The organism is Rhodoferax ferrireducens, from assembly GCF_003347515.1.
Lineage (GTDB): Bacteria > Pseudomonadota > Gammaproteobacteria > Burkholderiales > Burkholderiaceae_C > Rhodoferax.
This window is the reverse complement of the sequence record NZ_QEII01000236.1, coordinates 201,058-213,270: the sequence shown is the minus strand read 5'-3', so window position 1 is coordinate 213,270 and position 12,213 is coordinate 201,058. Positions and strand designations below refer to the sequence as shown.

Genomic DNA, 12,213 nt, shown 5'->3' with positions numbered 1-12,213 from the left:
TTAAATAAGACAAAACAGGAGACCCGCATGAGCAAAGAACTTTCCCCCGCCGAACACGCCCTCCGTGAAGCCGCGCGCGAATACCATCGCACGCCGACGCGCGGCAAGATCGCGGTCAACGCCACCAAGCCGCTGTCCAACCAGCGCGACCTCTCCTTGGCCTACTCGCCCGGCGTCGCCTACCCCTGCCTCGACATTGAAGCCGACCCCTCGCTGGCGGCCGAATACACCTCGCGCGGCAATCTGGTCGGCGTCATCACCAACGGCACGGCGGTGCTGGGCCTGGGCAACATCGGCCCGCTGGCCGCCAAACCCGTGATGGAGGGCAAGGGCTGCCTGTTCAAGAAGTTCGCCGGTATTGACGTGTTTGACATCGAACTGGCAGAGAACGACCCCGACAAGCTGGTGGACATGATCGCCGCGATGGAGCCCACCTTGGGCGGCATCAACCTGGAAGACATCAAGGCGCCCGAGTGCTTTTACATCGAGCAGAAGCTGCGTGAACGCATGAACATTCCGGTGTTTCATGACGACCAGCACGGCACGGCCATCATCTCCAGCGCCGCCCTGCTCAACGGCCTGGAGCTGGTCGGCAAGCGCATTGACGAAGTCCGCATCGCCGTCTCGGGCGCCGGCGCGGCGGCACTGGCCTGCCTGGACGTGATGGTCGGCCTGGGCGTGCGGCGCGAGAACATTTACGTCTGCGACTCCAAGGGCGTGGTCCATGAAGACCGGCCCGGCGGCTATGACGAGTCCAAAGCCCGCTTCGCACAGCGCACCGAGCTGCGCACCCTGGCCGACGTCGTCAATGGCGCCGACGTTTTTCTCGGCTGCTCGGCGCCCGGCGTGCTGACGCAGGACATGGTCATGACCATGGCCGCGCGCCCCATCATCCTGGCACTGGCCAACCCGGAGCCTGAAATCCGCCCGGAGCTGGCCAAGGCCGTGCGACCGGACTGCATCATCGCCACCGGGCGCTCGGACTACCCGAACCAGGTCAACAACGTCCTGTGTTTCCCCTATATCTTCCGGGGCGCGCTGGACTGTGGCGCGACCAAAATCACCGAAGCCATGAAGCTGGCCTGCGTACGTCAGATTGCCGATCTGGCCAAGGCCGACATCAGCGAGGAAGTCGCCACCGCCTACGCCGGCAAGGAACTGGTTTTCGGCCCGGACTACCTGATTCCCACCCCCTTTGACACGCGCCTGATTTTGCGCATTGCGCCGGCCGTGGCCAAAGCGGCCGAAGAATCGGGCGTGGCCGTGCGCCCGATCAAGGACATGGAGGCCTACCGCCAGCAGTTGTCGCGCTTTGTCTACCAAACCGGCATGTTCATGCGCCCGGTGTTCTCGGCCGCCAAAGCGGTGCCAAAAGACGCCAAACGCGTCGCCTATGCCGAAGGCGAAGACGAGCGGGTGCTGCGGGCAGCGCAAGTGGCGGTCGACGAAGGCCTGGCCCAACCGATCCTGATCGGCCGCCCCGCCGTGATTGAGGCGCGGCTGGCCAAAGCCGGGTTGCGCATCAAGCTCGGTGTGGATGTGGAATGCGTAAATCCGGAAGACGATGCCCGTTTTCGCCAGTACTGGGAGACCTACCACCGCCTGATGGGCCGCCATGGCGTGTCCGTCGACGCGGCCAAGGCCGCCGTGCGCCGCTCCAACACCACCATCGCGGCGCTGATGGTCAAACTCGGCGATGCCGACGCCCTCTTGTGCGGGCTGGTCGGCCGTTTTGATGTCCACCTGGAACATATTCGGGAGATCATCGGCGTCAAAAAAGGCGCCTCCGGCTTAGCCGCCCTGAACGCACTGATGCTGGATCAGCGCACCCTGTTCATCGCCGATACCTTTGTCAATGAAGAGCCGGATGCGGCGCAGCTGGCCAGTATTGCCGTCATGGCGGCGGATGAGGTCCGGCGTTTTGGCCTGCCGCCCAAAGTCGCGTTTCTCTCGCACTCCATGTATGGCTCCTCCAACCGCAAATCGGCCGTCAAAATGCGCGAGGCGCACGAGCTGTTTTGCCAGATGGCGCCCGAGGTGGAATGCGAAGGCGAGCTGCAAGGCGACGCCGCTTTTTCGCAGCAAATGCGCCAGGTGGCCCTGATGGACAACAAACTGCAGGGCGAGGCCAATGTCCTGATCTGCCCGAATCTGGACGCCGCCAACATTCTGTTCAATGTGCTGAAGGTCACCGGCGGGCACGGCGTCACTGTGGGGCCTATCCTGCTGGGCGCCGCCGCCTCGGCCCATGTGCTGACGCCCTCCGCCACGGTGCGGCGCGTGGTCAACATGACGGCGCTGGCGGCGGCCAATGCCGACCGTGTCACTGATATCAAATAGAGACTTGCTCGCGTGTCCGCGTCGGTGCCCAGATGAGTGTTTGGCACCGTTCTTGCGTGCTTTTTCACCATGCGAACCGTGCTATCCCTTGCCTTGACCGGAGTTTTTATATGAGCAAACGCATCTTGTTGAAGCTGGCCTCCACACTGGCCATGAGCGCCACGTTGGGTGCGGCCCAGGCCCAAAACACGCCCATCAAGTTCCAGCTCGACTGGCGCTTCGAGGGGCCGGCCGCCCTGTTTTTGTCGCCTGCCGCCAAGGGCTACTTCAAGGATGCCAAACTGGACGTGAGCATTGACGCTGGCAATGGTTCCGGCGGGACGGTGACCCGAGTGGCTTCCGGCACCTACGACCTGGGATTTGCCGACCTGGCGGCGCTCATGGAGTTCCACGCCAACAACCCGGATTCGCCCAACAAACCGGTCGCCATCATGATGGTCTACAACAACACGCCGGCCTCGGTCATGGCGCTCAAGAAGTCGGGCATCAAGACGCTGGCGGACCTGAGCGGCAAGAAGTTTGGCGCCCCGGTGTTCGACGCGGGCCGGCGCGCCTTCCCGATCTTCGCCAAGGCCAACAACATCACGAATGTGCAGTGGACCGCCATGGACCCGCCCCTGCGCGAAACCATGCTGGCACGCGGTGATGTGGACGCCATCACCGGCTTCACCTTCACCTCCTTGCTGAATCTGGAAGCGCGTGGCGTCAAGGCCGCCGACGTGGTGGTGTTCCCCTATGCTGAAAACGGCGTCAAGCTCTATGGCAACGTGATCATTGCCACGCCCAAAATCCTCAAAGAAAACCCGGCCGCCGTCAAAGCGTTTCTGGCGGCATTCACCAAAGGCGTCAAGGAGGTCGTCGCCAAGCCCGAGGCGGCGATTGAGTCGGTGCGCCAGCGCGACGGCATCATCAACGTCGCGATGGAAACGAGGCGCCTGAAACTGGCCATCGACACCGCCGTGAACAGTCCGGATGCCCGCGCCGAAGGCTTTGGGCAGGTCAAAGGGCCGCGCCTCACCTTGATGGCGTCGCAGGTGTCGGACGCCTTCAACACCAAAACCCGGGTCAACGCCGATGCCGTGTGGAACGCCAGCTTCCTGCCGACCAAGGCGGAGCTGGATATCTTGCCAAAAAAATAAATGTCATACACCCCCCTCCCCTGGTTTGTCGATTTTCAGGACGTCTGGCTCGCCTACAACGAGGCGTTGCGCCGGCAGAACCACTTCGCGGTGGAGGCCATCGACCTCAAGGTGAATCAGGGCGAGTTCATCGCCATCGTCGGGCCGTCCGGCTGTGGCAAGTCCACCTTCATGAAACTGGCCACCGGGCTGAACATGCCCTCGATGGGCCGCATTCTGATCGACGGCCAGCCGGTCACCGGGCCTTTGAAGATCTCCGGCATGGCGTTTCAGGCGCCGTCGCTACTGCCTTGGCGCACCACGGTGGACAACGTGTTGCTGCCGCTGGAAATCGTAGAGCCGTACCGCAGCCAATTCAAGGCGAAACGCAAAGAGTACGAGGAACGCGCCCGCCAACTGCTGCAAAAAGTGGGCTTGGCGGGCTACGAAGACAAGTTCCCCTGGCAACTCTCGGGCGGCATGCAGCAGCGCGCCAGCATCTGCCGCGCCCTCATTCACGAGCCCAAAATGTTGCTGCTGGACGAGCCCTTTGGCGCACTCGACGCCTTCACGCGCGAAGAGTTGTGGAGCATTCTGCGCGACCTCTGGACCGAGCAAAAATTCAATGTCATCCTGGTCACGCACGACCTGCGCGAGTCCGTCTTTTTGGCCGACACGGTTTACGTGATGAGCAAGAGCCCGGGCCGTTTTGTGGTCAAGCGCGAGATTGACCTGCCGCATCCACGCGACCTGGAAATCACCTACACCCGCGAGTTCACCGATATCGTGCATGAGTTACGTGGCCATATTGGTGCAGGCAGAAAAAATGAGGCCAAGACTCAACCGATGGGCACCACTGCATGAACCGCCAGCTCACCGAACACTGGGCGCCGGTTGTGCTGGCGCTCATTCTCCTGCTGATGTGGCAAATCATTTGCATGGGCTTTGCCATCCCCGAGTTCATCTTTCCCAGTCCCCTGGCCATTGGCCAGGCCATGGCCGAGTTCGCCGGACCGATTGCCGAGGCCGGTTGGAAGACCTTCTGGGTCACGATGGTCGGTTTTGGCATCTCCATCGTGGTCGGGGTGATGCTGGGTTTTCTGGTCGGCTCATCGCGCCTGGCCTACGCGGCGGTGTACCCGCTGCTGGTGGCGTTCAACGCGGTCCCGAAGGCCGCGCTGGTGCCCATCCTGATCGTCTGGTTCGGCATAGGCGTGGGGCCGGGCATCCTGACCGCCTTCCTGATTTCTTTTTTTCCGATCACGGTCAACATGGCCACGGGCCTGGCCACGCTGGAGCCCGAGTTGGAGGACGTGTTGCGAGTGCTGGGCGCCAAACGCTGGGACGTGCTGGTCAAGGTGGGCTTGCCGCGCGCCATGCCCTATTTCTTCGGCTCGCTCAAGATCGCCATCACATTGGCCTTTGTCGGCACCGTGCTGGCCGAGATGACCGCGGGCGACTCGGGCATTGGCTACCTGATGCAGTCGGCCGGCTCGTCGCAACGCATGCCGCTGGCCTTTGCCGGCCTGGTCGTGATCGGGGCCATGGCCATGGCGATGTACGAGTTGTTCAGCTACGTTGAAAAGAACACGACCGCCTGGGCGCATCGCGGCTCGCAGGGCGAATAGTTGCCCGCCCTCTCTCCCTCCCTCTTCATCCTCTCCATCTGGCTCTTGCTTTAATCCATGACCTGGCACGCCTCCCTGAAACTTGACTACGCCTTGCAGGCCGAGCGCACCGTCGCCCATTTCCTGCACGACGGCCCCTTGCGCATCCTGCAAAGCCTGTACCCCGAAGGCGATGCGGTGTGCCACAACGTGTTGGTGCACCCGCCGGGCGGTCTGGTCGGCGGCGACACGCTGGATATCGCCGTCACCGCCGGTGGCACCGCCCACGGCCTGATCACCACGCCAGGCGCCACACGGTTTTACCGATCCAACGGTGAGCTGGCTTTGCAGCGCACCCACATCACGCTCACGGAGCAGACGCGCCTGGAGTGGCTGCCGCTGGAGGCGCTTTGCTACAACCACTGCCGCGCCGAAAATCAGCTCACGCTCAATCTCGCACCACAGGCCGAGTTCATGGGCTGGGACGTGACGGCCCTGGGTCTGCCCCACGCCCAGCAGCCGTTCGAGCAGGGCAGTTTTTTGCAGCACATTGAAGTCCCCGGCGTGTGGCTGGAGCGCGGACGCATCCAGGCCGACGATCACCGATTGATGAACGGCCCGCTGGGACTGGCCGGCCATCGCTGCCTGGCAGCCCTCTTTTTTGCATCAGGAAGCAAGCTGGAACGCGGGCGACGCGAACAGGCACTGGACGTGGCCCGGGAGCTCATCCACGCGCACGGCCTGCGCCACACCGCCGGTGCCACTAGCCCGAATGGACAGGTCATCGTGCTCAGGGTACTGGCCCCCGTGGTGGAGCCCGCCATGGATTTGCTGCGCCAGGTCTGGTCTGCGTGGCGTCAACACCTGTGGAGCCTGCCTGCCATAAATCCACGCATTTGGTCCACGTAGTGCTATTATTTTGCGAAATCGCAATACGAGGTGACAAAATTTCCACAAAAACATCTGACGCAGCCAGTCAAACGGGGCGTTTCTGATGGCACTGCCCGAGGACGACCTGTCGGCTTCGAGTGCCCTGATTATTGAAAGCAACCCCACGTCACGCTCCATCCTGGTGGCGCAATTGCGTGACTTCGGGATGGGCACCGTGGTGCAATGCGCCCGCCTGGCGGATGCCCGCCGACAATTGGAATTTCGCACGTTTGACGTCGTTCTGTGCGAGCACCATTTCGCCAACGAAGTCATGTCCGGCCAGGATTTGCTGGACGATCTGCGTCGCAACCAGCTCCTGCCATTTTCAACCGTCTTCATCATGGTGACCGCCGAGGCCACCTACGCCAAAGTGGCCGAGGCCGCCGAGTCGGCGCTGGACGGCTATTTGCTTAAACCACACAAAGCGGTCCATCTGGGCGAGCGGCTGCGCCAGGCCCGCATCCGCAAGATTTCTCTGGCCGAGATATTTGCCGCGATCGAGGCGGAAGACTTCGATACCGCCGCCAATCTGTGTCTTCATCGCTTCGAGACCCGGGGCCTGTTCTGGCTGTACGCCGCCCGCGTCGGTGCCGAGCTGCTGCTGCGCACCGGCAAGTGCGCGCAGGCCCAGGTGTTGTACGAAGCGGTGGTGGCTGCCAAAACCCTGCCCTGGGCCAAACTGGGCGTGGCGCGCTCTTTGCTCGATGAAGGGCAAACCGCCAAAGCCGCCAGCACCCTGGAGAACCTGATCAGCGAAGACCCCAGCTACGCCGACGCCTACGATGTGATGGGACGCGCCCAGTTTGAACTTGGCAAGTTTGACAAGGCACTGGCCACCTACAAGATGGCCAGCGAACTCACACCCGCCTCCATCAGCCGTCTGCAGAATCTGGGCATGATGACCTACTATGCCGGCGACCGCAAAGAGGCCGAAGCCATACTCGACCGCACCACCCGACTCGGGCTCGACTCCAAAATGTTCGACTGTCAGACCCTGGTGCTGCTGGCCTTCGCCCGTCTGGAAAGCGGCGACCGCAAGGGACTGCAGCGCTGTCGTGACGACTTCGTTCGCCTGATCGAAAGAAATCCGAAAAGCGTGCGCCATCAACGGCTCGCAGGCATTGTGGATGCCCTGTCCTCCATTCAGCTTCACCAGTTTGCGCAGGCCCTGGACGCGGTACGCGCCATGACCAAAGCCGTGACATCCCCGGACTTTGATTTTGAAGCAGCCTCCAACCTGCTGGCCCTGATGGCCCAACTGGCCAACAAAGCCATTCAACTGAATGAAGTGGAAGCAGTTGTCGACACGCTGGGCATGCGTTTTTGCATCAGCCGGCCCTTGAGCGAACTTCTTGCGGCGGCGGCAGCCGTGCACGAGCCCTACGCCACCCGCGTGCGCGAGGCGCACACCCAGATTCTGAAACTCGCCGAACACGCCATGTTGCTCAGCATGGAGGGCGACCCCAAGGCGGCCGTCAAGAACCTGATTTTTCACGGCAACGCCACTCTCAATGGCAAGCTGATTGAAACTGCCTACCTGGTGCTGCATCGCTACTCAGAAAAAATTTCCGATGCAGCGGCCCTGACTGAAATTGTTCAGGACCTGCGCAGCCGTTTCTGCACCCTCAACAGCAAGCCGGCACTGGGCGAACAAAAACGCCAGGCCGGTGGGCTGACACTGCGCACGGGTGGTGCGCCCGCCAAGGTGCCCACCACCCTGAGCTGAACAACGAGTGATTCAAAACCGGGAACGCGGGGCCTTCAAATGGCAACCAGTTGCCGGACACCGTCAATGTCCATGTTCGCGCCTTTGCCGCGGGCCAGCACGGCGCCACGCTCCATCACCACATAGTCGTCGGCCAGCTCCTGGGCAAAGTCGTAGTACTGCTCCACCAGCACGATTGCCATGTCGCCCCGGCTGCTGAGCATGCGGATGACGCGGCCAATGTCCTTGATGATGCTGGGCTGAATGCCCTCGGTGGGTTCGTCCAAAATCAATAGCTTCGGGCTGGCCGCGAGCGCTCTGGCAATCGCCAGTTGCTGTTGCTGCCCGCCCGACAAATCGCCACCGCGGCGCTGCAGCATCTGCTTGAGCACCGGGAACAGTTCAAACAGCTCGGGGGGAATCGGCGTGCTGGCACTTTTGTAGGCCAGGCCCATGCGCAGGTTTTCTTCCACCGTGAGCCGCGCGAAAATTTCGCGCCCTTGCGGCACAAAGCCGATGCCGGCGCGAGCGCGCTCGTAGGGCGTGGCGTTTTGCATCGGTTTGCCGTCAAACTCGATGCTGCCGGTCTTGATCGGCACCAGGCCCATCAGGCTTTTCAGCAGTGTGGTTTTGCCCACGCCGTTGCGGCCCAAAATCACAGTCACCTGGCCCAGCGTGGCCTGCAGACTGACATCGCGCAGGATGTGCGAGCCGCCGTAGTATTGGTTGATGTTCTTGACGTTCAGCATGTTCATCTTCCGAGGTAAACCTCAATCACCCGTTCGTCCGCCTGCACCTGCGCCAGCGTGCCTTGCGCCAGTACCGAGCCTTCGCACAGCACGGTGACGATGTCGGAGATGGTGTTGATGAAGCTCATGTCGTGCTCCACCACCATCAGCGAGTGCTTGCCTTTGAGGCTCAAAAACAGCTCGGCGGTGCGCTCGGTTTCTTCATCGGTCATGCCGGCCACCGGTTCGTCCAGCAGCAGCAGCTTGGGGTCTTGCATCAGCAGCATGCCAATCTCCAGCCACTGCTTTTGCCCATGACTCAAGTTGCCCGCCAGGCGTGACACGCTGTCCGCCAGATGAATGGTGTGCAGCACGTCAAGCAGGCGGTCTGACTGGGTCGAGTCCAGCCGGAAGAACAGGGAGGCGGTCACCGCCTTGTCGGTCTTGAGCGCGAGCTCCAGATTCTCAAACACCGTGAGGTGTTCAAACACCGTGGGCTTTTGAAACTTGCGCCCGATGCCCATTTGCGCAATCTCGGATTCCTTGTAGCGCAGCAAATCAATCGTGCTGCCAAAGTAAACCCGCCCCTCGTCCGGCCGCGTTTTGCCGGTGATGATGTCCATCATGGTGGTCTTGCCCGCGCCGTTGGGCCCGATGATGCAGCGCAGCTCACCGGGTGCGATGTCAAGCGACAGTTTGTTGATGGCCTTGAAGCCGTCAAAGCTCACGCTCACGTCTTCCAGGTACAGGATGCGGCCGTGGGTCACATCCACATCACCCGGCGTGTGCAGGCGCGAGAAGCCCGCCGCACGCCCGCCTGATTCGGTCTTGCCGAGTTGCTCTTTCTGCTGGCGCGCCGCGAGTCGGCGTGCGCCTTCTTCCAGGAGGTCGGGGGTCATTTGGCGTCTCCCTTTTTAGCCATTGGATTGCCACGCTGCGCTCGCAACGACGAAATCCCTTTGACAAGCCCGACCACACCACTCGGCAAAAACAGCGTCACGCCAATAAACAAGGCGCCCAAAAAGTACAACCAATATTCCGGGTAGGCCACCGTCAGCCAGCTCTTGGCACCATTGACGATAAAGGCGCCGACGATCGGACCAATCAGCGAAGCACGCCCACCGACGGCGGCCCAGATGGCAATCTCGATCGAGTTGGCCGGGCTCATTTCGCTCGGGTTGATGATGCCCACTTGCGGCACATACAAGGCGCCGGCCACGCCGCACATCATGGCCGAGATGGTCCAGATGGTGAGCTTGTAGCCAACCGGCGAGTAGCCCGAGAACATGACGCGGGTTTCCGCATCACGCACCGCCTGCAGCACGCGGCCAAACTTGCTGCTAACCAGCCAGCGCGCCAGCAGGAAAAAAACCAGCAAGGTCACGCCGGTCATCACAAACAGCGTCATGCGCATGGAGGGCGTGGCAACCGGAATGCCCAGAATCCGTTTGAAATCGGTGAAGCCATTGTTGCCGCCAAAACCGGTTTCGTTGCGGAAGAACAGCAGCATCGCGGCAAAGGTCATGGCCTGGGTGATGATGGAAAAATACACGCCCTTGATGCGCGAGCGAAAGGCAAAGTAGCCAAACACAAAAGCCACCAGGCCCGGCACCGCCACCACCAGGAACAAGGTGGCGATAAAGCTGTCGCTGAAGGTCCAGTGCCAGGGCAAGGTCTTCCAGTCCAGAAACACCATAAAGTCGGGCAGATTGCTTTTGTAGTTGCCGTCCGTGCCAATCTGGCGCATCAGGTACATGCCCATGGCGTAACCACCCAGCGCGAAGAACACACCGTGACCCAGACTCAGGATGCCGGTGTAGCCCCAGATCAAGTCCATGGCCAGCGCGCAGATGGCGTAGCACATGATCTTGCCCACCAGCCCCACGGCGTAGTCGCTCAGGTGGAAGATGCTCTCGCGTGGCACGAGCAAGTTAAGAACAGGCGCGACGGCGCAGACCACGATCAAGGCGAGGATAAAGGCGGACCAGCCGGTGCGGGTGAGCAACGGGCCTTTGGCGGGCAGTGGATTGCCGCGCTGCGCTCGCAATGACGTAGCAATTGCCGGTAGCGTTGTGGGCGTAGAAGCGGAAGTTGACGTGTCCATCATTTAGGCCTCCGCCGAGCGGCCCTTCATGGCAAAAATGCCTTGAGGACGCTTTTGAATAAAGATGATGATGAACACCAGCACCGCGATCTTGGCCAGCACGGCGCCGGTCCAGCCCTCCAGAAACTTGTTCAAAATGCCCAGGCCCATGGCGGCATACACCGTGCCGGCCAGCTGGCCCACGCCGCCCAGCACCACCACCATGAACGAGTCCACGATGTAGCCCTGCCCCAGGTCCGGCCCCACATTGCCGACCTGGCTCAAAGCGCAGCCCGCCAGCCCGGCAATGCCCGAGCCCAGCGCAAAGGCGTAGGTATCAATCCGAGCCGTGTTCACGCCCATGCACGCGGCAATCGGCCGGTTTTGCGTGACGCCGCGCACGAACAGACCCAGCCGCGTTCGGCCGATCAACCACCCGACTCCCAGCAAGACAAACACGGCAAAGCCAATGATCACCAGCCGGTTGTAGGGCAGCGACAAATTGCCCAGCACCTGCACGCCGCCACTCATCCACGAGGGGTTTTCCACGCCCACGTTTTGTGCGCCAAACAAGGTGCGCACCAGCTGCATCAGCATCAGGCTGATGCCCCAGGTGGCCAGCAAGGTTTCCAGCGGACGGCCATACAGAAAGCGGATTACGCTGCGCTCCAGCGCCGCGCCCATCAGCGCCGAGGCCAGAAAGGCTACCGGCACCGAGGCCAGCAGATACCAGTCAAACGCACCCGGCAGGTATTTTTGAAACAGGCCCTGCACCACATAAGTGGCGTAGGCGCCAATCATCATCAGTTCGCCATGCGCCATGTTGATCACGCCCATCAGCCCGTAGGTGATGGCCAGGCCCAGCGCCACCAGCAGCAGGATGGAGCCAAGGCTGATGCCGCTGAAGATGGCGCCCAGCCGGTCACCCCAGGCCAGGGCCGCTTCCACCTCGCGCAAGGACTTTTGCAGCGCGGCTTTTACGTCGGGCTCGGTCTCTTGCGTCAGGCGCGCCAGCAACACGGTTTTGGTGCTGGCCTGAGTGCTGCTGCCCAACAAGGCGGCCGCTTCCAGGCGCTTGGCCTTATCGCTGCTGCCCAGCAGCGCGGCGGCGCGCACCATGCCCAGCAGCTCTTTAATCTGTTCGTTTTTCTCTGCGGCAAACGCCTTGTCGATCAAGGGTAGTTTGGTTTCATCCGCATCACTCTGCAACTGCTTGATGGCGGCCATGCGGATCTTCTCGTCTTTGGAAAACAGCTTGAGCGCGGCCAGCGCTGAATCCAGCTCGCCGCGCATGCGGTTGTTGTTCATCACGTCCTCAAACGCGTCCGGCACGGCAAACTCAACGCCGCTCACAGGATCAACGCCCTTGTCGTCCCGCACGATGAAGGCCCTGCTGCCGACCAGTTTGACGGCGTCATCGGACAAGGCCTGCAAAAACGCGGCGGTCTTGTCGTCAGCCGTGCTCACCGCCTTGTGCAAGGCTTCGATGCGCGCATCGGACTCGCCGGACGCCATGGCATTCGCCTCGTCAGCCGTCAAGGCGTGGGCGTTACCAGCGACTAAACATAGGGCAAATGCTGTCAATCGAATTAAATGGCTAAGCATTGACAGACTCTCTCTTTGGGTTGTTGTTGCTGACACGATCAATCCGGAGTTGAGTTTTAAAACCCAACCCCGGACCGTGTGACAGCTCTCTTACCTA

At 61.6% G+C, this 12,213-nt stretch carries 10 protein-coding genes; 6 read left to right on the top strand and 4 right to left on the bottom strand.

Annotated elements, in window-relative coordinates:
* Positions 1 to 27 precede the first annotated feature (27 nt).
* From C5P05_RS06710 to C5P05_RS06685, 6 genes are all read left to right on the top strand, one after another.
* Positions 28 to 2,340 (top strand): NADP-dependent malic enzyme, encoded by a 2,313-nt coding sequence (locus C5P05_RS06710; RefSeq protein WP_114969067.1) that lies wholly within the window; start codon positions 28 to 30, stop codon positions 2,338 to 2,340.
* A gap of 110 nt (positions 2,341 to 2,450) precedes the next feature.
* The gene (locus C5P05_RS06705; protein ID WP_114969066.1) at positions 2,451 to 3,479 is read left to right on the top strand and encodes an ABC transporter substrate-binding protein; all 1,029 of its coding nucleotides are present in this window, start codon (positions 2,451 to 2,453) and stop codon (positions 3,477 to 3,479) included.
* Positions 3,480 to 4,322, top strand: coding sequence for an ABC transporter ATP-binding protein (locus C5P05_RS06700; RefSeq protein ID WP_114969065.1), 843 nt, complete (start codon positions 3,480 to 3,482; stop codon positions 4,320 to 4,322).
* Positions 4,319 to 5,086 carry an ABC transporter permease gene (locus C5P05_RS06695; protein ID WP_114969064.1) on the top strand — a complete coding sequence of 256 codons (768 nt, stop codon included), beginning with the start codon at positions 4,319 to 4,321 and terminating at the stop codon, positions 5,084 to 5,086. Before C5P05_RS06700 ends, C5P05_RS06695 begins: the two co-directional genes overlap by 4 nt.
* Positions 5,087 to 5,143: 57 nt before the next feature.
* Positions 5,144 to 5,974 (top strand): urease accessory protein UreD, encoded by an 831-nt coding sequence (locus C5P05_RS06690; RefSeq protein WP_114969063.1) that lies wholly within the window; start codon positions 5,144 to 5,146, stop codon positions 5,972 to 5,974.
* 85 nt (positions 5,975 to 6,059) lie between these two features.
* A complete protein-coding gene (locus tag C5P05_RS06685; protein ID WP_114969062.1) occupies positions 6,060 to 7,721 on the top strand; it encodes a response regulator in 1,662 nt (553 codons plus the stop codon).
* Positions 7,722 to 7,756: 35 nt separating this feature from the next.
* Here the strand turns inward: C5P05_RS06685 and urtE are convergent, their stop codons facing one another.
* From urtE to urtB, 4 genes are read right to left on the bottom strand one after another with little or no spacing between them, the layout of a single operon-like run.
* Positions 7,757 to 8,449 carry an urea ABC transporter ATP-binding subunit UrtE gene (gene urtE, locus C5P05_RS06680; RefSeq protein ID WP_114969127.1) on the bottom strand — a complete coding sequence of 231 codons (693 nt, stop codon included), beginning with the start codon at positions 8,447 to 8,449 and terminating at the stop codon, positions 7,757 to 7,759.
* Positions 8,450 to 8,451: 2 nt separating this feature from the next.
* Positions 8,452 to 9,327: an urea ABC transporter ATP-binding protein UrtD gene (gene urtD, locus C5P05_RS06675; RefSeq protein WP_114969061.1), complete on the bottom strand. Its 876-nt coding sequence runs from the start codon at positions 9,325 to 9,327 to the stop codon at positions 8,452 to 8,454.
* Positions 9,324 to 10,532: an urea ABC transporter permease subunit UrtC gene (gene urtC / locus C5P05_RS06670; RefSeq protein WP_420130725.1), complete on the bottom strand. Its 1,209-nt coding sequence runs from the start codon at positions 10,530 to 10,532 to the stop codon at positions 9,324 to 9,326. The genes urtD and urtC overlap by 4 nt, the downstream gene beginning before the upstream one ends.
* 3 nt (positions 10,533 to 10,535) lie before the next feature.
* Positions 10,536 to 12,116 carry an urea ABC transporter permease subunit UrtB gene (gene urtB, locus C5P05_RS06665; RefSeq protein WP_114969060.1) on the bottom strand — a complete coding sequence of 527 codons (1,581 nt, stop codon included), beginning with the start codon at positions 12,114 to 12,116 and terminating at the stop codon, positions 10,536 to 10,538.
* Between the last annotated feature and the right edge of the window lie 97 nt (positions 12,117 to 12,213).